This window comes from Aminobacter sp. BA135 (genome assembly GCF_050859125.1).
Taxonomy (GTDB): Bacteria; Pseudomonadota; Alphaproteobacteria; order Rhizobiales; family Rhizobiaceae; genus Aminobacter; species Aminobacter ciceronei.
In genome coordinates this window covers 3,007,341-3,029,000 of record NZ_CP139572.1, presented here as the reverse complement: position 1 = coordinate 3,029,000, position 21,660 = coordinate 3,007,341, and the positions used below count along the sequence as shown (strand labels likewise).

14 protein-coding genes are annotated in these 21,660 nt (G+C 64.6%); 5 read left to right on the top strand and 9 right to left on the bottom strand.

The genetic code is table 11. The features are described from left to right. Positions 1 to 64: 64 nt before the first annotated feature. Together SLT36_RS14695 and SLT36_RS14690 are read right to left on the bottom strand one after the other, a co-directional pair. Complete coding sequence (locus SLT36_RS14695; protein WP_067962523.1) at positions 65 to 385, bottom strand: 2Fe-2S iron-sulfur cluster-binding protein; 321 nt, start codon at positions 383 to 385, stop codon at positions 65 to 67. 152 nt (positions 386 to 537) lie between these two features. Further along, positions 538 to 912: an Hpt domain-containing protein gene (locus tag SLT36_RS14690; protein ID WP_432283316.1), complete on the bottom strand. Its 375-nt coding sequence runs from the start codon at positions 910 to 912 to the stop codon at positions 538 to 540. 279 nt (positions 913 to 1,191) lie between these two features. On the opposite strand from SLT36_RS14690, the gene SLT36_RS14685 reads away from it, so the two are divergent. Continuing rightward, positions 1,192 to 7,923 (top strand): kinesin, encoded by a 6,732-nt coding sequence (locus SLT36_RS14685; protein ID WP_432283315.1) that lies wholly within the window; start codon positions 1,192 to 1,194, stop codon positions 7,921 to 7,923. A 299-nt stretch (positions 7,924 to 8,222) separates the two neighbouring features. Here the strand turns inward: SLT36_RS14685 and SLT36_RS14680 are convergent, their stop codons facing one another. From SLT36_RS14680 to SLT36_RS14665, 4 genes are all read right to left on the bottom strand, one after another. Beyond that, positions 8,223 to 8,783 carry an ABC-type transport auxiliary lipoprotein family protein gene (locus tag SLT36_RS14680; protein ID WP_432283314.1) on the bottom strand — a complete coding sequence of 187 codons (561 nt, stop codon included), beginning with the start codon at positions 8,781 to 8,783 and terminating at the stop codon, positions 8,223 to 8,225. 119 nt (positions 8,784 to 8,902) lie between these two features. Further along, entirely contained in the window at positions 8,903 to 10,276 is a 1,374-nt protein-coding gene (locus SLT36_RS14675) for an MlaD family protein (protein ID WP_432283313.1), read from the bottom strand. A gap of 14 nt (positions 10,277 to 10,290) precedes the next feature. Continuing rightward, entirely contained in the window at positions 10,291 to 11,112 is an 822-nt protein-coding gene (locus SLT36_RS14670; RefSeq protein ID WP_432283312.1) for an ABC transporter ATP-binding protein, read from the bottom strand. A gap of 1 nt (position 11,113) precedes the next feature. Then, positions 11,114 to 12,301: an ABC transporter permease gene (locus SLT36_RS14665; RefSeq protein ID WP_432283311.1), complete on the bottom strand. Its 1,188-nt coding sequence runs from the start codon at positions 12,299 to 12,301 to the stop codon at positions 11,114 to 11,116. Positions 12,302 to 12,378: 77 nt separating this feature from the next. Between SLT36_RS14665 and dgcA the strand changes: the two genes are divergently transcribed. Then, positions 12,379 to 13,362: an N-acetyl-D-Glu racemase DgcA gene (gene dgcA / locus SLT36_RS14660; RefSeq protein WP_432283310.1), complete on the top strand. Its 984-nt coding sequence runs from the start codon at positions 12,379 to 12,381 to the stop codon at positions 13,360 to 13,362. Here dgcA and SLT36_RS14655 read toward each other — a convergent pair. Next, positions 13,324 to 14,544 (bottom strand): MFS transporter, encoded by a 1,221-nt coding sequence (locus tag SLT36_RS14655; protein WP_432283309.1) that lies wholly within the window; start codon positions 14,542 to 14,544, stop codon positions 13,324 to 13,326. The two genes, dgcA and SLT36_RS14655, sit on opposite strands and share 39 nt — an antisense overlap. 313 nt (positions 14,545 to 14,857) lie before the next feature. Further along, a complete protein-coding gene (locus tag SLT36_RS14650) occupies positions 14,858 to 15,679 on the bottom strand; it encodes a UDP-2,3-diacylglucosamine diphosphatase (RefSeq protein WP_432283308.1) in 822 nt (273 codons plus the stop codon). Positions 15,680 to 15,796: 117 nt separating this feature from the next. On the opposite strand from SLT36_RS14650, the gene SLT36_RS14645 reads away from it, so the two are divergent. From SLT36_RS14645 to SLT36_RS14635, 3 genes are all read left to right on the top strand, one after another. After that, positions 15,797 to 16,576: an SDR family oxidoreductase gene (locus tag SLT36_RS14645; protein WP_432283307.1), complete on the top strand. Its 780-nt coding sequence runs from the start codon at positions 15,797 to 15,799 to the stop codon at positions 16,574 to 16,576. A gap of 239 nt (positions 16,577 to 16,815) precedes the next feature. Next, positions 16,816 to 19,134 (top strand): NADP-dependent malic enzyme, encoded by a 2,319-nt coding sequence (locus tag SLT36_RS14640; RefSeq protein WP_432283306.1) that lies wholly within the window; start codon positions 16,816 to 16,818, stop codon positions 19,132 to 19,134. 106 nt (positions 19,135 to 19,240) lie between these two features. Next, positions 19,241 to 20,311: a DUF2865 domain-containing protein gene (locus SLT36_RS14635; RefSeq protein ID WP_432283305.1), complete on the top strand. Its 1,071-nt coding sequence runs from the start codon at positions 19,241 to 19,243 to the stop codon at positions 20,309 to 20,311. Here SLT36_RS14635 and gltX read toward each other — a convergent pair. Beyond that, positions 20,229 to 21,602, bottom strand: coding sequence for a glutamate--tRNA ligase (gene gltX / locus SLT36_RS14630; protein ID WP_432283304.1), 1,374 nt, complete (start codon positions 21,600 to 21,602; stop codon positions 20,229 to 20,231). The genes SLT36_RS14635 and gltX overlap by 83 nt on opposite strands. Positions 21,603 to 21,660 lie beyond the last annotated feature (58 nt).

The following is a 21,660-nucleotide window of genomic DNA, read 5'->3' as shown; positions in this document are numbered from 1 at the left end:
CGCACGCATTTCGGGAATGTGCATGACAACAGCTGTCATGCCAAGCAAGGCCAAGTTGGGAACGTCAGCCCTGCCGCTCGGGAATGGAGACGACCAGGCCGTCGAGTTCGTCGCGAACCTTGATCTGGCAGGACAGGCGCGACGACGGCCGGACCTCGTAGGCGAAGTCGAGCATGTCTTCTTCCATTGCCTCGGGCTCGCCGACGATCGCCGTCCATGCGTCATCGACATAGACATGGCAGGTCGCACAGGCGCAAGCGCCGCCACATTCCGCCTCGATGCCCGGCACGGCATTGCGGATCGCATTTTCCATCACGGTCGAGCCGTTCTCGGCCTCGACTTCGAAACGCGTGCCATCATGGGCGATGTAAGTCAGCTTGGTCATGCTCGTTCCCGAAATAGGTCACACGGCAGATAATCACTCCGCGGTGTGTGTCAACTGTCGTGCGATAGCGCCGCCGGCTGTCGGATTTACAATGCGCAGCGCATAATTGTTACTGCGGCCATTGCACGCCCCCACTCAGGCATCGCCAAATGTCAGCGGCTGAACGAGGCGATGAAGTCGCGCGCCTCGTCGATCAGCCGGGTAAGACGCGCGATCAAAGTCGCATTGTCCGGATCCGCTTCGATCGCCGCAACGCAATCTGCGATGGGAAATGCCCCGACGCCGCGCGCCGAACCCTTCAGGGCATGGCACAACATGAGCCTCTCGGCGAGATCCGCCTTGACGATCGCATCGCGAACCGAAAGCGCCTGGTGAACGAACATATCGAGCACCTCACGCTCGACGTCCCGGTCGCCGATCGTCTGCCGGGACAGGTGTTCAAGGTCGATGGGCCGGCCATGTACCGATGACGAGGATTCGCCTCCCGGCATGCCGAAAGCCATCGAAGCCGTCTCGCGCGTTACCATTCAACCCGTGCCCCGCCACTCGCCCTTGGGTTGGTAAGCTAGGGCGTCCGTGTGGATAACCCGTTAACCTGACAAAGCCCGGAAGCCCAAGGCATTGGGGCCAATAATCACTGCAGTGTTAACCTTATATTTAAACTTTTACGTATCGGGGCGAATGCATGTTTTCTTTACCCGATTGTGTCACTACGATACGGGCAGTCCATATTGAGCCTCGGCCGCGGACAAAAATAGGACAAAAAGTCCAGCAAATCCGCGTCTTTAGTACAGGGTAGCGAAGGCATGGCGAAGAAATCCACTCCGACAAAGAACCTCGATCTCGACGTGGCCAAGGAGCTCGAGCAGGCGCTCGACCTCGACCTGAGCGGCGACGAAGGCGGCCTCGACATGGCCGCGTCGATGGACGATCTCGAAGCACAGATTTCGCAGGCAGCTGAAGAATTGGCACGTGAAGGCCGCAAGCAGAAGGCTGCTGCGCCGAAGGCCGAGCCCGCCCCCGTGGCACGCGCAGCCGAGCCGCCGACCCAGTTGCGCCCCGTCGAAACCCGCCCGCTGCAGCCCGAAGGCTTCAAGCCCGCGAACGACGATCGCGCCAAGGATTACAAGTCGCTCCTGCACAGCCTCAACCGCCGCGCATCGAGCACCATCTATTGGATGGTCGGTCTGGTTTCGGTCGCATGGGTTGCCGGTGCCGTGGCGCTGGCCGATCGCATCGTCTCGCCCAGCATCTGGACCATCCGCTCGTTCGACGACGCGCTGGCACGTCCCGGCCTGCTGATGCTGCTCGTCGCCACCATCGTGCCGATCGCGCTGTTCTGGGCTTTTGCCGCGATGATCCGCCGCGCCCAGGAAATGCGCATTGCCGCGCAGTCGATGACCGAAGTCGCCTTCCGCCTCGCCGAGCCGGAAAACATGGCACAGGACCGCGTCATGATGGTCGGCCAGGCCGTGCGCCGCGAGGTGGCGGCCATGGGCGAAGGCATCGAACGCACGCTGGCGCGTGCCGTCGAGCTCGAAACGCTCGTCCACACCGAAGTCAACCAGATCGAGCGCTCCTATTCCGAGAACGCCGCCCGCATCCGTTCGCTCGTCGATGGTCTCGGCAGCGAGCGCGAGGCCGTCGTCTCCCATGCGGAGCGCGTCCGCGCCTCGATCTCCGGCGCCCATGAGACGCTGCGCGACGAACTCGGCTCGGCCAGCGACATCATCCGTGACAGCATCCTGAATGCCTCGACCAAGCTGTCGATGACGATCACCAATTCCGGTGACACGCTCATCGACCGTATCAACGAAGGCGGCATGGGCCTGTTCGAGGCGATCGACAACCGCATGGATTCGCTGAGCGACCGCCTGTCGACCTCAGGCGAAGCCTTCGCCAGCCTGCTCGACACCCGCATCGCCAAGCTGACGCAGAGCACCGACGAGGTGACCCGTTCGCTGACCGACCTACTCGACAACCGCACCTCGGGCATGGTCTCGCTGCTCGGCGGCGCTGCCAAGACGATCAACTCCGAGTTCGAGGCAAGCCTGCATGGCATCGAACGCACGCTGGCTGAACGCGGCCAGGCGCTGATCGGCGAATTCCAGACCCGCGCCGAAGCGCTCGACACCGGCACTGCCAAGCTCAACGCGGCACTCGAAGCCCGCGCCCGCCAGATCAACGAGACGCTGGTCGAGCGTGCACGCGAAATCGCCACCACCTTCGTCGAGGGCCGAGACTCGCTGTCGGCGATGATCGACCAGGGCAAGACCCAGATCGGCACCGACCTCGCCGACATCATCACCTCGACCTCGACCATGCTCGAAGCCCGCGCCAGCGATTTCGCCGGCCGCATGGAGGCAGCCCGCCATCAGGTCTCGCGCGCCTTCGACGGCGACATCCAGCGCCTCTCCGAAGCCCGCGTCGGCATCGAGCAGGCCGTGGAAGACCACACCACCAAGCTCTCCGAGGCACGCGACCGCATGGCCGCAGCACTTCGCGACGACCTCAGCAAGTTCGCCGAGGGCCGCGCCAGCATCGAGGCCGCCGTCGGCTTCCAGGTGCAAAAGCTTGCCGAAGGCCGCAGCCTGATCACCCGCGCCCTCGACGACGACATGCGTAAGCTGGAGCAGTCGCGCCAGGCCATCGACGACACGCTCACCGGTCAGTTCCGCCAGCTTGCCCAGGGCCGCGAACAGCTCGCCCAGGCGCTCGTCGAAGACTCCGAGAAACTCGTTCAAGCCCGTACGAATATTGATGAAATGGTCGCTGGCCACGTCGGCAAGCTGGCCGAAGGCCGCAATATTCTGTCACGTGCGCTCGAAGCCGACCTCGGCAAGCTCGCCGACAGCCGCGCCAGCATCGACGGCCTCGTCGCCGGTCAGGTCGAGAAAATCGCCGAGGGCCGCGCCATCCTGGCCAACGCCCTCGAAACCGACCTCGCCGGCATCAAGGCGCTCGTCGACGGCCATTCTTCCAAGATCGCGTCCGACCGCGCCGAGCTGTCGCGCAGCCTGGAAACCGACATCGCCAACGTCCACGGCCTGATTGAAGGCCATGCCGAAAAGCTTGCCGGCGAGCGCACCCTGCTCTCCAAGACGCTGGAAACCGACCTCGCCAAGCTGGCCGACAGCCGCGCCAGCATCGACGGCCTGGTCGCCGGACAGGTCGAGAAGCTGGCCGAAGGCCGCGACATCCTCAAGCGCGCGCTGGAAACCGACCTCGACAACGTCAAGGGTCTCGTATCGAGCCATGCCGAGCGTCTGGTCGCCGAGCGCAGCACCCTGTCCAAGGCCTTGGAAGACGACCTCGCCAAGCTGGCCGAAAGCCGCTCGGGCATCGACGGCCTGGTCGCCGGACAGGTCGAGAAACTGGCCGAAGGCCGCGACATCCTCAAGCGCGCACTCGAATCCGATCTCAACGCGATCCAAAGCACGATCACCTCGCAATCGGAAAAGCTTGCCGAGGACCGCGCCATGCTGTCGCGTTCGCTCGAGGCCGACCTCGACAGCGTCAAGGGCCTGGTGTCGAGCCATGCCGAGCGCCTGGTCGCCGAGCGCGGCACCTTGTCCAAAGCACTGGAAGATGATCTCGCCAAGCTGGCCGAAAGCCGCTCGGGCATAGACGGTCTCGTTGCCGGCCAGGTCGAGAAGCTGGCCGAGGGCCGCGATATTCTCAAGCGCGCCCTCGAAGCCGACCTCAATGCCATCCGAAACACCGTTGCATCCCAGTCGGAGAAGCTCGCCGAAGACCGCGCCATGCTGACCCGGTCGCTCGAAGCCGACCTCGACAGCGTCAAGGGTCTTGTTTCAAGCCACGCCGAACGCCTGGTTGCCGAACGCAGCACCTTGTCCATGGCGCTCGAAGACGACCTCGCCAAGCTGGCCGAAAGCCGCTCGGGCATCGACGGCCTCGTTGCCGGCCAGGTTGAGAAGCTGGCAGAAGGCCGCGACATCCTGCGCCGCGCGCTGGAGGCCGACCTCGCCAAGATCGACGGCATGATGCTCGGCCAGGTCGACAAGCTGGCCGCCGGCCGCGACACGCTGACCAAGGCGCTCGAAGCCGATCTCGCCATGCTGAACGACAGCCGCGCCACCATCGACAGCCTTGTCGCCGGCCACGTCGGCAAGCTCGCCGAAGGCCGCGATACCATGGCCCGTGCGTTGGACGAGGATCTCGGCAAGCTCGGCGATGCCCGCCGTGACATCGACCTCGCCATATCAGGTCACATCGACCAGATCGCGGCACGCCGCGTCGACATCTCCGACGCGATTGCCGGCGATATCGAGAAGATCGAAGAGAGCTTCCGCCGCCAGACCGGCGTCATCGAAGAGCGCACCTCCACCATGGAACGCGCCCTGTCGCTGGGTGTCGACAATGTCCGCGGCGTGCTCGAAAAGAGCGCCGTCTTCGTTGCCGGCGCCCTGCGCGAAAAGGTCATGGAAGTGACCGCAGCTCTCAACGAAGAGGCAGGCAAGGCCTTCAGTGACGCCGACCGCGTCATTGCCGAGCGTGCCGAGCAGACATCGAGCGCCCTGCTCGCGCGGGCCGAAGACATCGCCCGTGCCTTCGACGACGCCGACCGTCGCCTTGCCGCTCGCGCCGACGAAACGTCGAACGCGCTGCTGGCGCGTGCCGAAGAGACTGCCGACACGCTGTCGGCCAAGGCAGGCGAGATCGCCAGCACCTTCGACGCGGCCGACCGCTCGCTGATCGCCCGCGCCATCGAAACCGCGGATGCCCTGTCGGCTCGTGCCGGCGACATCCTGCGCAACTTCGACACCGCGGACGAACGCCTCGGCATGCGCATCGGCGAATCCGCTGACGCGCTTGCCGCCCGCGCCTCCGAGCTCGGCCGCATCTTCGACACTGCCGACGAGAAGCTGGCCGCCCGCATCGCGGAAGGTGCAGATTCGCTCGGCAGCCGCGCCGGCGAACTCAGCCGCATCTTCGATGCAGCCGACGAACGTATCGCCGCTCGGGTCGCCGACAGCTCGGCGACGCTCGGCAGCCGTGCCGGCGAAATCGTGCGCAACTTCGAGGAGGCCGACGAAAGGCTCGCGGCGCGTGCGGCCCAGACCGCCGACACGCTTGCCGGCCGTGCCGCCGAAATCGGCCGTACCTTCGAAGAAGCCGACGGCCGCATCGCCGCCCGCGTCGACCGTACGGCAGAATCGCTGCTTGGGCGCGCCGCCGAAATCAGCCGGACCTTCGAGGAAGCCGACGGCCGCATCGCGGCACGCGTCGACCAAACGTCGGAGGCTTTGCTCGGCCGCGCTGCCGAGATCAGCCGCGCCTTCGACGAAGCCGACGGCCGCATCGCGGCACGCGTCGACCAAACGTCGGAGGCTTTGCTCGGCCGCGCTGCCGAGATCAGCCGCGCCTTCGACGAAGCCGACAGCCGCATCGCTGCACGCGTCGACCAGACGTCGGAGGCCTTGCTCGGCCGCGCATCGGAAATCGGCCAGGCCTTCGACGAGGCAGGACGCCAGCTTGCCGCCCGCGTCACCGAGAGCACTTCGGGCATCGGCGAGCATGCGGCACTGATCGCCAGCGCCTTCAACGAAACCGAACAGCGCGTCGTTGCCCGCGCCCATCGCACCTCGGCCGATCTCGATGCCCGCGCCCGCGCCATCGAAGAGACGCTTGCCAATGTCGATGAGCGCCTGGCTGCCGGCGCCGAAAGCGTCGCAGCCCGTATCGGCGAACATCTGTCGAGCGCCGAGAACCGCCTCGCCTATGGCGCGGAATCGATGGGCCAGAAGCTCAACGAACAGGTCACCCAGGCCGAGGCACAGCTCGTCGCCCGTGCCAACGTCATCGCCGAGACCTTCACCGCCGTCGGCCAGCATATCGGCCAGAGCACCAACGAAGCCGCGCGCACCATCGGCACCAACACGCGTGAACTCAACGCGATGCTGACCGAACGCTCGAACGAGATCGCCAAGATTCTCGACGAGACGGCGCGCCCGCTGGTCGACCGCTTCGCCGAAAGCGGCAGCGAGCTTCACCGCTCGATGGAAGAAGCCACCGCACGTGCCACCGAAAAGCTGCGCTCGGAAAACGCAGCACTTGTCGACGCGCTCGCCAAACGCACGGCCGAGACGCTGTCGGCTGTCGAGGGTGCACGTTCGACGCTCGCCGAAAGCGTCGCCGACCTGATCGGCCGCATGACGACGTCGAGCGCGCAGTTGGGCAACCTCATCGACCAGGCGACGGCAAACCTCGCCAATGTCGACGAGCGCCTGACCAGCAGCACCTCGAACTTCGCCAACACCACCGAAAAGGCCGCTCAGACATTCTCGAGCGCCGCCCGCCTCGTCGACTCGAACACCAATCGCCTGACCGACCTGTCGTCCAGCACATTGCGTGAGGTGGCATCCATTGCCACCAAGTTCGATGAGCACAGCCGCCTGCTGTCGAGCGCGTCCAACCTGTTGTCCTCGGCACAGAGCAACCTCGAACACACGCTCGAGCGCCAGTCGTCGCTGGAGGACCTGGCGGTTGGCCTGGTCAAGAAGTCGGAAGACCTCGAGCGCGTCATGCAGTCGTTCGAGCGCCTGGTGGGCCAGACGCTGGAGAACGCCGAAGGCAAGACGATGGAGTCGGCGGACAAGATCCGTGCGGCGATCTCCGACGTCGTCGAGACAGCGACCAAGCGTTTCGCCGACGCCACCGAGGACATGCGCCGCACCGCAGGCTCGATCAAGACCGAGCTCGAAAGCACCCGCGCCGAGCTCAAGAAGGGCGTGCTCGACATGCCTGAGGAAGCCAAGGAATCGACGACGGCCATCCGCCGCGCGGTTTCCGAGCAGATCAACGCGCTCAAGGAACTGTCGGCGATCGTCGCCAAGTCCGGCCGCAACGTCGATGTTTCCGATGCCTCGCTGCGCCCTGCGCAGCAGCCGGCGCCGCGTCGCCCCGCGCCGCAGCCCGAGCAGCGTCGCGAAACGCCGGCACCCCAGGTGCCGCTTGGTGGCGCCGGTCTGCGCGGCACGCTCGACATCGAGCGCCCGGCCACTCCTGCCCCGCAGCAGCAGCCGGCACGTGAACCGGCCGCCAGCCGTGGCGGCCAGCAGCAGGGCGGTTGGGTCCGCGATCTGTTGACCGGTGCTTCACGCGAAGAGCAGCTGACCCGTGGCGCCGCCCAGGCAGAACCACGCGCCGTGCCTGCCCAGCGTTCGCCGCTGCACGTCGTCGAGTCGCTCAACTCGCTGTCGGTCGACATCGCCCGCGCCATCGACCACGACGCCTCGATCGAGCTTTGGGACCGCTATCGCCGCGGCGAGCGCGACGTCTTCACCCGCCGCCTCTACACGCTCAAGGGTCAGCAGACCTTCGACGAGATCCGCCGTAAGTATCAGTCGGATGGCGAGTTCCGCTCGGCCGTCGACCGCTATTGCGACGACTTCGAGAAGCTGCTGAAGGACGTCTCGCGCAACGACCGCGACAGCATCATGACCAAGACCTACCTGACCTCGGATACCGGCAAGGTCTACACCATGCTGGCGCATGCGGCCGGCCGCCTGAAGTAGGGCTGCTCCGCAACCGAGTTGGACAAAACACGAGAAAGGGCAGCAGGATCGACCTGCTGCCCTTTTTGCTGTCTCAGCCTACGATCCTGTGTCGATACACCAGTGACCAAGTCAGCCTGTCTGAACGGCCGGACGATGTGCTGCCGGATAAACGGCGAGAGCACGCCTGCTTGCAGGCATGCGAGGCAAAATGAGAAGGACGCGATGCGGGCGCCGTTACTGGCTGACCGGCAGCCCTGCCGAGGTTTAAGATCAGCGTCGCGGCCTCGGCAGCACTGACATACGGCTCCGCCGACCTGTCAGATCAGTGTTTCGGTCCATTTGACGATTTCGGTCGCGGCCTGGCCGAATGCGCCGTCGAGCGCCGCCGCATAGGCATCGTTGCCGCTACCGGAAACCGGGGCGCTGGACGTGAAGACCCGCGAGGCGCGCACCTGGCCGTTGCGGTCGTTGAGCAGCCTGACGAACAGTTCGACGTCGGCGCGTTCGCCGCCGCCGACCTTGATCTCGAAGCTGCGCAACTCGACGATCACCTGATAGTCGATGGCCAGGCCCTCGCCCGGCTTGCCGACACCGATGTAGCCGCCGGCGCGCTGGAAGGTCTCGGCAAGTCGTGCCTGGACGATGCGCGGCAGCCTGTCCGACCACTGCGCCCCCTTGAGGAACTGTATCGACCCGGGCGATGGCTTGATGACGATGCTCTGGCCGTCCAGCGATTTGAGCGCCGAAGGTTCGGCAATGAGGATCTGGCGGCGGCTCGGGCCGTTGCGGCCGTCGACTGCCGGCGCGGTCAGCTCGTAAGTGTCGAGCGGCGGCGGCGTGCTGACGAACAACGAGGTGCAGCCGGACAGCGCAAGCATGACTGCGGTCAGCAGCAAAGTTGATCTAGCAGCCTTCACGTGCTGTCCCCGAAACAGACTCACCCGCGCCGCGCGCGAACACCCCTCATTTGCCTTCATGCGATTGCATGCCGGCGATGTCAACGACGCACCCGGCCGTCAAACTCGCGCACCGAGCCCTCGCCGCCGGTGATGATGCGTTGCGGATTGCGCTCCAGGTCGGAAATGGCCTGTTCGATGCGGCTGATCGAACGCCTTGAGTCCTGCACCAGCGCGTCGACGTCGCGCAGTCCCTGCCCGGAGAAGCGCGACAGCCCGTCCATGATGGTTGCAAGCCGCGAATTCAGCGTGTCGGCCACCTGCTTGAACGACTTCAAGGTGGCGCTGGCGTCCGACATGACGCCCTCCGCCTCGCCCGAGCCGAGCAGCTTGTCGACCTTGACCATGACGCCGTCGACGCGCACGGAAGCGGCGTTGAGGCGAGACGCCAGCTGCTTGGCGTCCGTAATGATCTGGTCGATGTCGTCGGCACGGTCGCCGAACTTTTCGGTGACCTTGGCGACGTCGGCCGCGGCCTGGTTGGCGCTTTCGCTGGCCTTGCGGATGTTGTCGAGCGATTCGCGCACGCTGGCCGCATCGACGCCGTCGAGCACGCTGTCGACCTTGGTCAGCGTCTGCTGGGTCTTCTGGGCGAAGTCGTTGATCGAGGCGACCGCGGTGTTGACGCCCTTAACGATGCCGTCGAGCTGGTCGCTCTGAGCGCTCAGGTTCTTGGTGAAGGTGTCGACACTGGCAACGATGTTCTTGACCTTGTCGCGGTCAACCGACTTGAGCAGGCCTTCCGCCGCCTCAATGGTGCCATCGAGCTTGCCCGAGACCGCAGACAATTGCTCCGACAGCGCACTGACGCTCGCCAGGAACTTGTCAACGCCATCGGCATTGCGCGCCAAGGACTCCGAGAATTTCTGGGCATTGCTGACGGTCTCGGTCAGCGGTCCGCGCACGTCGTTGGTGAAACCTTCGAGATTGGTGAGCACCGTGTCGGCGCGCTTGAAGATGTCCTGCGCCGTCTGCAGCAGATTGGTCACGGCGGACGGATTGGCAACGATCTCGGCGATCTTGCCCTCCGCCTCGGCCTGGTCGAGCAGGTTGGGCTCCTTGATGTTGGCACCCTTGAGCTCGATATTGGCCTGTCCCGTCAGGCCGGCGAGGCCGATATCCGCCTGTGTCGACTGGGTGATCGGCGTCAGCTTGTCGATCTCGGCGTCGGCGATCGCCACCTGGGGATTGGAAATGTCGAGATAGACTCGCCGGACGTCGCCGACCTTGACGCCGTTGAACAGCACGAAGCTGCCCCTGGCCAAGCCCGATGCGGAACCGGGAATACGGACACGCAACGTTGCCGTCTCGCCACGCTCACCGATTGCCGCCGTCCAGTAGACGAATGCAAAGGCGGCCAGAACGGCAAATAGCGTGAAGATGCCGACAATGACGTAGTTTGCCCTGGTCTCCATCACATCATTCCATTCTATGCCCTTGCGGCAAGATCAAGCTGCCGCGCGCGTTTTCCGCGGAAATACGACCTTACCCACGGTTCTTCGCTCTTCAGCATGTCTTCGATCGTGCCTTCGACGAGCACCTTCTTGTTGCCCAGCACCGCAACCCGGTCACAGACCGAAAACAGGCTGTCGAGATCGTGGGTGACCATGTAGACGGTGAGCCCCATCGTATCGCGCATCTTGCCGACCAGTTCGTCGAACTCTGCAGCACCGATGGGGTCGAGACCCGACGTCGGCTCGTCGAGAAAGACGATATCAGGGTCGAGCGCCAGCGCACGCGCCAGTGCCGCACGCTTGATCATGCCGCCGGAAAGCTCGGACGGAAACTTGCGGGCCGCGTCAGGCGGCAGGCCGACCAGCTCGATCTTGAGCATGGCGAGCTCGTCCATCAGCTTTTTCGGCAGGTCGAGATATTCGCGCATCGGCACCTGGACGTTTTCCAGAACGGTCAGCGCCGAAAACAGCGCGCCGTGCTGGAACAGCATGCCGAGCCGCATGTCGATCCTGAGCCGCTCTTCCTCGCTGGCCTGTTCGAGATCGACGCCGAACAGCTTGATCGTGCCGGATCGCTTGCGGATAAGGCCGAGCACGGTGCGCAACAGCACCGATTTGCCTGCGCCGGACGCGCCGACGAAGCCGAGGATTTCACCGCGCCTGATGTCGAGGTCGAGATCTTCCAGAATGACCTTGTCGCCAAAGGCCACCGTCAGGTCGCGCACCGACAGCAGCACCTCGCCCCTGGCGTCCTGGCTTTGGCTCTCCGCCTCGATGGTCTTTGTGCGGCTTGCCATATCAGAAATTGATCGCTGCGTAGAACATGGCAAACAGGCCATCGAGAATGATGACGACGAAGATGGCCTTGACCACCGAGGCGGTGACGTGGCGACCGAGTGATTCAGCGCTGCCGCCGACCTTCATGCCTTCGACGGAGGCGATGGTGCCGATGATCAGTGCCATGAACGGCGCCTTGATCAGCCCGGCGAAGATGGTGCTGAGGTCGATTGCCAGGCGCAGGCGGTCGATGAAGGCGGCCATCGGGATGTCCGAATAGAGCCATGCCGCCAGCATGCCGCCGCCCAGCGCCGCAAAATTGGCTATGATGGTCAGACATGGCAACGCAATGACCAGGGCAACGAGGCGCGGGAACACCAGCACGCCGATGGGATTGAGCCCGATGACCGTCAGCGCATCGACCTCTTCGCGCATCTTCATCGAGCCGATCTCGGCGGTGATGGCGCTGCCCGAGCGGCCGGCGATCATGATCGCCGTCATCAGCACGCCGAGTTCGCGCAACACCAGCACACCGACCAGGTCGACGACGAAGATATCGGCGCCGAAATAGGCAAGCTGGTAGGCGCCCTGCTGGGCGACGATGGCGCCGACGATTGCCGACATCAGTACGACGACGGGAATGGCGCCGACGCCCATGCGGTCGATCTGGTTGAAGATGGCGGCCGGATTGACCGCATGGCCGCGGCCGAGCTTCATCTGGGCACCGCGAATTGTTGCGCCAAGGATGTTCATCGACGACAGGAAGTCGTCGCGCATCTCGTAGACGCGGCGGCCGACAGCCTCGAGCATGCGCATGACGATGTTGGGCGGACCGGCCGGGGCAGATTCGCCCTCGCGCCGCACGGCCTCGCTGACCGCGCCCAGCAGGATCTTGGCCACCTCGCTGTGGCCTTCCATCCTGACCTCGACGCCCTGCTTCTCATTGGCGCTGACGAGCCTGTCGATGACCCAGGCGCCGGCGGTGTCCATCTTCTCGATGCCACCGAGGTCGAGCGCCAGGGTCTTGAAGCCCTTGCGGGCTTCGATCTTGCGCATTTCGGCGTCGACGAAGGCAACGGTGCGGGTCGTCCAGATCCCGGTGAAGACGCAGGCGAGCACGCCTTCGCGCTCCGCCACAGCAACCTGCGGTCGGTGATCTCGGCCGTCGGCTGCCCCGCCGCTTGCTTCCCGTTTGCCGATGGTCAACATGGCACACTACTTAACGCGTCGGCTGCGGCATGTCGATTTTCACAGCCGCGCCAAGCAGTTGAACGGAGCAGATTTTCATGCCGCGTGTCCTTTCGGTCGTTGACGAGCGCTTTCCTATCGCCGGAACGTTCACCATCTCACGCGGTTCCAAGACCGAAGCCGAGGTCATCACCTGCGAAATCACCGAATCAGGCGTCATCGGCCGCGGCGAGTGCGTGCCATACAAGCGCTATGGCGAGACCATGGCTGGCGTGGCTGAGGCGATAGAACAGGCGCGGCGCGCCATCGAGGACGGAGCTTCGCGCACCGACCTTCTGACGCTGATGTCGGCCGGCGCGGCGCGCAACGCCGTCGACTGCGCGCTCTGGGACCTTGAAGCGAAGTTGAGCGGCGTGCCGGTCAAGGACAGGCTCGGCATTGCTGCGCCGCTGGCGCTCGAGACCGCCTACACGCTGTCGCTCGGCGAACCCGAGACTATGGCAGCCCAGGCCCGCGCCAATGCGGCGCGGCCGTTGCTCAAGGTCAAGATCGGCGGCGACAACGACATCGCCCGCATCCGCGCGGTCACCGAAGCCGCCCCCGACAGCCGCATCATCCTCGACGCCAATGAAGGCTGGACCGATGCCAACATCATCGAGAACCTTGCCGCTGCCGCCCAGCTCGGCATCGCGCTGATCGAACAGCCGCTGCCCGCCGGCGCCGACCAGATCCTCGGCCGCATCCCACATCCTGTGCCGATCTGCGCCGACGAGAGCGTCCACATCGCCGCCGATCTCGCCGAGCTCAAGGGCCTCTACGACGCCGTCAACATCAAGCTCGACAAGTCGGGTGGGCTGACGGCAGCACTCGAACTGCGCGACCAGGCCCGCGCGCTCGGGTTCCAGGTGATGGTCGGCTGCATGGTCGGCACTTCGCTCGCCATGGCGCCTGCGGTGCTGCTCGCCCAGGGCGCCGAGTTCGTCGACCTCGACGGCCCGCTGCTCCTGGCGCGCGACCGTTCGCCGGGGCTTGTCTACGAGGGTTCAATGGTGTCGCCGCCCCTGCCCCAACTTTGGGGCTGAGCGGGACGCCAGCACCACAAGCACGATGGCGCAGGCGGCGACCGCTGCCATGAAATAGAAGCCGTCGGCGCCGAAGCGCTGGTAGAGCGGACCGGACAGCAGCGTCACGATCGCCATCGACATGCCGTTGGCGAAATAGGCGACGCCCTGGGCAGCACCCGTGCGCTCTTCCGGAACCGACTCGGCGATCAGCTTCTGCACGCCAATCAGAACCAGCGCTGTCGACACCGCGTGCAGGCTCTGGACGGCAAAGAAGCCAGGCACACCCAGGCCGAGCGGCCAGATCAATGGGTATGCGACCCAGCGGACGATGGCGCCTGCGCCCGCCAGAACGAGCACCAGTGCCGTCGATCTGTTGCCGAACAGCCGCGTAAAAAACATGAACATGACGATTTCGGCCGCCACGCCCCAGCTCCACAGCAACCCGACGATCGTCTCGTTGATGCCGAGCGACTTCCAGTAGATCGACACGAAGCCATAGAGAAAGCCGTGGCTGCCGATGACGACGCCGGTGCCGCCGGCCATCAGCAGGAAATAGCGGTTGAACAGCTTTGGCGCCGCCTGCATGTCGGTCGCCGAGAGCGGTGAGGCCTTGCGCGGTCGACCAAGGCGCGGCGAGATGAACGACATCAGGAAGCAGCCGAGCAGGCCGACAGAGATGATCGCCGGCACCGCGTCCGCACCGGTCAGCGACAGGATGAAGCCTGCGCCAAGGCTGCCGGCGAGGAAGGCGATCGACCCCCAGATGCGCATCGCGGCATAGTCCGATCCGAAGCGGCGGACACCTGAGAGCGCAAGCGAATCGGCTATCGGCGAATGCGGCGTCCACACCACGGCCAGCGCCAGCGAGACGGCCAGGACGATGAGGTAGGTCGGCTCGAGGAAATAGCCGAGCGACAGCAGCAAGGACGATGCAGCCAGGAAGATGAAGACGTTGGCGCGGTCCTTGGCACGATCGGCCATGGCCGCGATCAATGGAGTTGTGATGACGCGCAGGAACATTGGCGCCGACAGCACGATGGCGATCTGCTCGGGATCGAACCCCTTGGCTTCGAGCCACAGCGGAAAATACGGCAGATGCACGCCCATCGGCACGAAAAGTGCTGCGAAAAGCAAAGAGATTCGCAGTTCAAAGCGTCGTGGCTTGACCTGCTGTTCTGGCGTGAGTGGCGGTAACGTCATGGTGGGTAAGCGTGTCCGGGCGCGACCCGAACCAACCAAGCCTCACCGATTTGCCTGATCCCTTACCATGGGTGGCCACGCCACGAAAGCCAACGGGGCCGAGCATTGACCCCAAGCTTGGGCCACCTGCCACGGCCTTATCGGCCAAGGCGTGGCATGGCCTGCGCTTCCATCGGCAAATGGTGCGCGCCGAGCCGCCGTGCCCGTCTTAGCAGCGTCTCGGCAACGCGCGGCGGGGCAATTGCCGCATGACCTGGTCCATCACGCCATGGGCGCGAGACATATCTGGAGTTGCACATCTATGTCGTTCCGTTCAGGCAGCTGCCTTGTCGACACGCTGATCGACGACCATCGGCACGAAGGGTTCGTTGACCAGCTTGCCGGCCAGCACATGCGGCCAGTGCAGGATGACGAAATTGCCGTCAAAATCCTCGGCGACCGCCGTGCAGTTTTCGACCCAGTCGCCGGTGTTGATGTACTGGATGCCGTCAAAATTCTCGATCGTCGGATGGTGGATGTGACCACAGATGACGCCGTCCACTTCCGAGCGCCGCGCTTCCTCGGTCAGCACGTCCTGGAAGGCGCCGATGAAGTTTACGGCCTTCTTGACCCGGACCTTGGCCCAGGACGAAAACGACCAGTAAGGCAGACCGAAGGTGCGGCGGAAGCGCGCCACCAGCCGGTTCGTCGCCATCGCCGCATCATAGGCAAAGTCGCCGAGATAGGCGAGCCAGCGGGCGTTCTGCACCACGGCGTCGAACTGGTCGCCATGGATGACCAGGAAGCGCTTGCCGTCGGCCGCCTCGTGGATGGCGCGGTCGGCAACGACGATGCCGCCGAAATGCACGCCCTGGAAGTTGCGGGCGAACTCATCGTGATTGCCGGCGATGTAGGTGATTTCGGTGCCCTTGCGCGCCTGCCGCAGCAATTTCTGGACGACGTCGTTGTGCGTCTGCGGCCAATGCCAGGACCGGCGCAGGCGCCAACCATCGACGATATCGCCGACGAGGAAGATCTTCTCGGCCTCGTGGTGACGCAGGAAGTCGATCAGGAAATCGGCCTTCGCTCCCTTCGATCCCAGATGCACATCTGAAATGAACAGCGTGCGAAAATTGCGTGTGCTCGTGCCGGACATGGCAATCGACCCGTTGCTTTTGCGCTGCCTATGCCCAGATTCATGCAACAGCCGTATGACGGTTGCGGCTTCGCCCGGGCAGTTCTAGGCTGGGTCATCACCGACAGGAGAACGATCATGGATCTCGGCATCAGCGGGAAGAAGGCAATCGTCTGCGCCTCGAGCAAGGGCCTCGGCAAGGGCTGCGCGATCGCGCTGGCCGAAGCCGGCTGTGAGCTGTTCCTCAACGGCCGCGACGCCGGCATCCTGAGCCGCACGGCAACCGAAATTCGTCAACGCTACGGCGTGCCGGTCACCGAAATCGTCGGCGACATCTCCGATCCGGCCGTGCAGAAGGCCCTGCTCGCCGCTTGCCCCGACCCCGACATCCTGGTCAACAACAATGGCGGTCCGCCCTACCGTGACTTCCGAGAGCTCGACCGCGAGAAGATCCTCGCCGGCGTCACCAACAACATGGTCACCCCCATCGAGTTGATCAAAGCCGTCATCGACGGCATGGCGACGCGTGGCTTCGGCCGCATCGTCAACATCACCTCGCTGTCGGTCTACACGCCCATTCCCGGCCTCGACCTCTCCTCCGGCGCCCGCGCCGGCCTGACGGCCTTCCTGGCAGGCGTTGCGCGCACGGTCGCCGACCGCAACGTCACCATCAACAACATGTTGCCCGGCAAGCTCGACACCGACCGCCTGCGCGGTCCCCACGAGCCCGGCAGCATCGAGAACCCGGCGGAAGGCACTGCGCGCCGCGCGCGCCTCAGCACCGGCATTCCCGCCGGTCGCCTCGGCACGCCGGAGGAATTCGGCCAGATCTGCGCCTTCCTGTGCTCGACCCATGCGGGCTACATGACCGGCCAGAACATCCCGGTCGACGGCGGGCTCTATGTCAGTTCTTTCTAGCGCGTTGATGGCCGGAACTCCCCCAAAGGCAGCCAACAGCGCGTCGTAAGGACACGCTGTTTCACCCAAGCCTCACAAAGGACCGAATCAATCTCTCAACCGCCACCCGCAAGCCGCTGGAATGATTGCAGTTCCGGCGCTTGAAAGTGATTCAACGTCCATTTGGCCGTTGAAGCCTCGAAAATCGTGCTGGCCGTGCTAATAACGGCCTTTGCTGTTGGATTCTGAAGGAGCGGGATATGGCTGGGGAAGACAAGAAGAAGGAAGCACTGTCCGATCTGGATCAGGCCGCGCTCTTCTTCCACAAGCACCCCATTCCCGGCAAGCTCGAGATTCAGGCGACCAAGCCGCTCGGCAACCAGCGCGACCTGGCGCTAGCCTATTCGCCCGGGGTCGCCGCCCCTTGCCTCGCCATCAAGGATGATCCCGAGACCGCCGCCGACTATACCGGCCGCGCCAATCTGGTTGCCGTCATTTCCAATGGCACAGCCGTGCTCGGTCTCGGCAATATCGGCCCGCTGGCATCCAAGCCGGTGATGGAAGGCAAGGCCGTTCTGTTCAAGAAATTCGCCGGCATCGACGTTTTCGACATCGAGATCGACGCGCCCGAGATCGCGCAGATGGTGAGCACGATCGCGGCGCTCGAGCCGACCTTCGGCGGCATCAACCTCGAGGACATCAAGGCCCCAGAGTGCTTCGAAGTCGAGGAGCAGCTCAAAGCCAAGATGCGCATCCCGGTCTTCCATGACGACCAGCACGGCACCGCGATCATCGTCGCGGCCGCCGTTCTCAACGGCCTGGAACTCGCCGGCAAGAAAATCGAGGACGTCAAGATCGTCACCTCGGGCGCTGGTGCCGCGGCACTCGCCTGCCTCAACCTGCTGGTGTCCCTCGGCGCCAAGGTCGAGAACATCTGGGTCACCGACCGTTTCGGCGTCGCCCACAAGGGTCGCGTCGAGGAGATGGACCGCTGGAAGGACCCATACGTCAAGGACACCAACGCGCGCGTCCTGGCCGATGTCATCGGCGGCGCCGACGTCTTCCTTGGCCTGTCGGCAGCCGGTGTGCTGAAGCCGGAGCTGCTGTCGGAGATGGCCGGAAAGCCGCTGATCCTGGCGCTGGCCAACCCGAATCCCGAGATCATGCCGGAAGTGGCGCGTGCCGCCCGTCCCGACGCGATGATCTGCACCGGACGCTCTGATTTTCCGAACCAGGTCAACAACGTCCTGTGCTTCCCCTACATCTTCCGCGGCGCGCTCGATTGCGGCGCGCGTGCCATCAATGAAGAAATGAAGATGGCCGCCGTGCGCGCAATTGCTGCACTCGCGCGCGAAGAACCGTCCGATGTCGCGGCGCGCGCCTATTCTGGCGAGACGCCGACCTTCGGCCCCGACTTCCTGATCCCCTCGCCCTTCGACCCCAGGCTGATCCTCAGGATCGCGCCTGCCGTTGCCAAGGCGGCCTGCGAAACCGGCGTCGCGACCCGCCCGATCGCCGACTTCAACGCCTATGTCGACAAGCTCAGCCGCTTCGTCTTCCGCTCCGGCCTGGTGATGAAGCCGATCTTCTCCAACGCCAAGCAGGCAACATCCAAGCGTGTCATCTACGCCGACGGCGAAGACGAGCGCGTGCTGCGCGCCGCCCAGGTGGTGCTAGAGGAAGGGCTGGCCAAGCCGATCCTGATCGGGCGTCCGCATGTCATCGAGGTCCGCATCAAGCGCTACGGTCTGCGCATCCGGCCCGGTGTCGACTTCGACATCATCAATCCCGAGGATGATCCACGCTACCGCCACTATGTCGACCACCTGATCGACCTCGGCGGCCGCCAGGGCATCACGCCCGAGGCGGCGCGCACCATGGTGCGCACCAACAACACGGTCATCGCGGCCATCGCGCTGAAGCGCGGCGATGCCGATGCCATGATCTGCGGCCTGGAAGGCCGTTTTGAGCGGCATTTGCGCAACGTCACGCTGATCGTCGGCGCTCGCGATGGCGTCAAGGATCGCGATCTGTCGGCGCTGTCGATGCTGATCTCGCAGCGCGGCGTGCTGTTCTTCACCGACACCTACGTGACCGTCGACCCGACCGCCGAAGAGATCGCCGAGATGACGATGCTGGCGGCCGACGAGATCCGTCGTTTCGGCATCGAGCCCAAGGCGGCCTTGCTGTCGCATTCGAATTTCGGCTCCCGCGACTCGCAAAGCGCCCAGAAGATGCGCGCGGCGGCGGCGATTCTGAAGCGCATTGCGCCGGAACTCGCCAGCGACGGCGAAATGCATGGCGATTCCGCCCTGTCGGAAGTGCTGCGCCAGCGTGTCTATCCGCATTCGACGCTGAAGGGCGAAGCCAACCTGCTGGTCTTCCCCAATCTCGACGCCGCAAACATCGCGCTGACCACAGTCAAGACGATGATGGACGCGCTGCATGTCGGGCCGATCCTGCTCGGCACCGCCCAGCCCGCCCACATCCTGACGCCTTCGGTTACCTCGCGCGGCATCGTCAATATGACGGCACTCGCCGTCGTCGAGGCGTCGCAGCGCGCAAGTGCTGCGTCCTGATCGGGCACGGGTTAGCCGTTTGCAAAGAAACGGTTAACCTCGTCGGCGCTAGGGTTCGAGCCGAGGCATGTTCCGCGCGTCGCGCGGCAGGTCGATGGAAAGCGGGATGTTCGGGCGCGGCAGAAGTAAATTCCCGGTAAACCGGCCAGCCATCGCCTTTCTGGCCGCGGTCGCCGTGTCGTTGCTGACCACCGGATCTGCATTCGCCGTCTCGGCGGAATGCCTTGAACTCGAGGTCCAGTTGGCCAACTTGCCGACGCGGGAGAGCGGGAGCTTCATCCAGCCGGATGAATTCGCCGCCGCTGCCACCACCCAGCAAGACCAGATCGACCTCGCCCGCATCAGGGCTTCCGACCTTGGCTGCGACAGGGCGATCTCGGGCGACGTCATCGCTCAGTGCGCCGCGCTGAATGCCAAGATCGCTGAGATGCAGGACAATCTCGGCAAGCTCGACGGCCAGACCGCGCAACCGAACAGGAACGTCCGGCGCGAGCGCATCCGCATTCTTGATGCGATGCAATTCGCGGGTTGCAACGACCAGGGCGAGAAGACGGAAGAAGGCGCAGCCAACGATCCCGCGACGGAGCAAGCCGGCGCGACCATCATCCGCGGCGGCGAGGCGACCAGCCTGAGCTTCAATGAAAGCTATCCGCAACACATCGTCATCGGCCGCAGCCAGCAACAAGGCTTGGGCGAATACCGCACCTTGTGCGTGCGCACCTGCGACGGCTACTTCTTCCCGATGTCGAATGCAGCCGACGTCTCGGATTTCCAGCGCGACGAGAAGAATTGCAAAGCCAGCTGCCCCGGAACCGAGATCGAGCTGTTTTATCACCTCAATGCCGGCCAGCCACAGGAAAGCATGGTGTCAGCCCGCTCCGGCCAGCCTTACCGCAATCTCGCGACCGCCTATCGCTACAAGCGCCTCGACCTGCCGCGCGTTCCGTCCTGCGGCTGCAATGTCAGCCTGAACAGGAGTTTTTCGGTCATCGCCGGCGAAGGACGCCCGGTACCGAGCGCCCCGCAGGCCAGGCCAGTGGAGGAACCGCAGGCGCCGGTGGTGTCTCGTCCGGCACCAGACCCCAACCGCAAGGTCAGGGCCGTCGGGCCAACGTTCCTTCCCGACCCACAAGCGGCAACAGATCTGCGAGTTCCGGGCCGGACTCAAGACCGGTGAGCGCCAGCCTGAGCGGCATGAACAGCGCCTTGCCCTTGCGGCCGGTCGCTTTCTTCACCTTGGCCGTCCAGTCCTTCCAGACATTGCCGTCCCACGGCTCTTCGGGCAGAAGGTCGAGCGCCTGGCCGACGAATTCGCGGTCCTCGTCGGCGATCTCGGCAGCCGGCTGCGGCCCTTCGCGCAGGATGCGCCACCACGCCACGGCGTCCGAGAGCCTGTCGAGATTGCCGCGCACAGCCATCCAGAACGCTTCGGCATGGTTGCCGCTGACACCGAGCACCATCAGGCGATCACGCACCTCGTCAAAGGACATGTGGTGCAGCAGCGCCCGATTGAGCACCACCAGCTCCTCAGGATCGAACTTCGCCGCCGATTTCGAAGTCGCGGCCGGATCGAACTTTTCGGCAAGGTCGCCAAGGTTGGGCACCGCGGTGACATTCTCCGACGTGCCGACAAGCACGGCGAGCGAGGCAACCGACATCGGTTCGATGCCGCCGTCGCGCAGGCTCTCGATCGACAGCGCGCCTGTGCGCTTGGACAGGCCCTCGCCGGAAGCCGTCGTCAGCAGATTGTGGTGACCGAAAACAGGAGGTTCGGCGCCGAGCGCGCGGAACAGCGCGATCTGAACACCGGTGTTGGTGACATGGTCGTCGCCACGGATGACGTGGGTGACCTCCATCTCGATGTCGTCGACAACCGACGGCAGCGTGTAGAGATAGGTTCCGTCCTCGCGCACCAGCACCGGATCGGACAGCGACGCCAGATCGACGGTCTCCTCGCCGCGCACGATGTCGGTCCAGTGGACGTCGGTGCGCTGGGTCTCGAACGGATCGGAGACGAAATTGGGCAGCAGGAAACGCCAGTGCGGTCTGCGCCCGTCATGTTCGTAGGACAGGCGCTCGGCATCGGTGAGCTTCAGCGCCTCGCGGCCATAGACCGGCGGCAGGCCGCGCGTCCGCCGCACCTTGCGGCGCAGGTCGAGCTCCTCGGGCGTCTCATAGCAGGGATAGAGCACGCCTGATGCCTTGAGCTTGTCGACGGCGGCGTCGTAGCTGGCAAAGCGGCGCGACTGGTATTCGGTCTGGTCGGGAAAGATGCCGAGCCAGTGCAGGTCGTAGAGAATGGAGTCTGCGAATTCCTGGCGCGAGCGCTCGACATCGGTGTCGTCGAAGCGCTGGACAAACCGCCCCTTGTGCTTGAGGGCGAAGAGCCAATTGAACAAGGCGGTGCGCGCATTGCCGATGTGGATGCGGCCGGTGGGCGAAGGGGCGAAGCGAACTGTAACTGTCATGATCGGGGCGTAGCGGATGGCTTTTGCGTTGACAAGGCGGCGCCCCCGCACCTCTGCA

What these genes read in the sequence shown, in the direction of transcription:
- SLT36_RS14695 (WP_067962523.1), bottom strand. Translation starts at nt 385, where the DNA reads ATGACCAAGCTGACTTACATCGCCCATGATGGCACGCGTTTCGAAGTC.
- SLT36_RS14690 (WP_432283316.1), bottom strand. Translation starts at nt 912, where the DNA reads ATGGTAACGCGCGAGACGGCTTCGATGGCTTTCGGCATGCCGGGAGGC.
- SLT36_RS14685 (WP_432283315.1), top strand. Translation starts at nt 1,192, where the DNA reads ATGGCGAAGAAATCCACTCCGACAAAGAACCTCGATCTCGACGTGGCC.
- SLT36_RS14680 (WP_432283314.1), bottom strand. Translation starts at nt 8,783, where the DNA reads ATGCTTGCGCTGTCCGGCTGCACCTCGTTGTTCGTCAGCACGCCGCCG.
- SLT36_RS14675 (WP_432283313.1), bottom strand. Translation starts at nt 10,276, where the DNA reads ATGGAGACCAGGGCAAACTACGTCATTGTCGGCATCTTCACGCTATTT.
- SLT36_RS14670 (WP_432283312.1), bottom strand. Translation starts at nt 11,112, where the DNA reads ATGGCAAGCCGCACAAAGACCATCGAGGCGGAGAGCCAAAGCCAGGAC.
- SLT36_RS14665 (WP_432283311.1), bottom strand. Translation starts at nt 12,301, where the DNA reads ATGTTGACCATCGGCAAACGGGAAGCAAGCGGCGGGGCAGCCGACGGC.
- dgcA (WP_432283310.1), top strand. Translation starts at nt 12,379, where the DNA reads ATGCCGCGTGTCCTTTCGGTCGTTGACGAGCGCTTTCCTATCGCCGGA.
- SLT36_RS14655 (WP_432283309.1), bottom strand. Translation starts at nt 14,544, where the DNA reads ATGACGTTACCGCCACTCACGCCAGAACAGCAGGTCAAGCCACGACGC.
- SLT36_RS14650 (WP_432283308.1), bottom strand. Translation starts at nt 15,679, where the DNA reads ATGTCCGGCACGAGCACACGCAATTTTCGCACGCTGTTCATTTCAGAT.
- SLT36_RS14645 (WP_432283307.1), top strand. Translation starts at nt 15,797, where the DNA reads ATGGATCTCGGCATCAGCGGGAAGAAGGCAATCGTCTGCGCCTCGAGC.
- SLT36_RS14640 (WP_432283306.1), top strand. Translation starts at nt 16,816, where the DNA reads ATGGCTGGGGAAGACAAGAAGAAGGAAGCACTGTCCGATCTGGATCAG.
- SLT36_RS14635 (WP_432283305.1), top strand. Translation starts at nt 19,241, where the DNA reads ATGTTCGGGCGCGGCAGAAGTAAATTCCCGGTAAACCGGCCAGCCATC.
- gltX (WP_432283304.1), bottom strand. Translation starts at nt 21,602, where the DNA reads ATGACAGTTACAGTTCGCTTCGCCCCTTCGCCCACCGGCCGCATCCAC.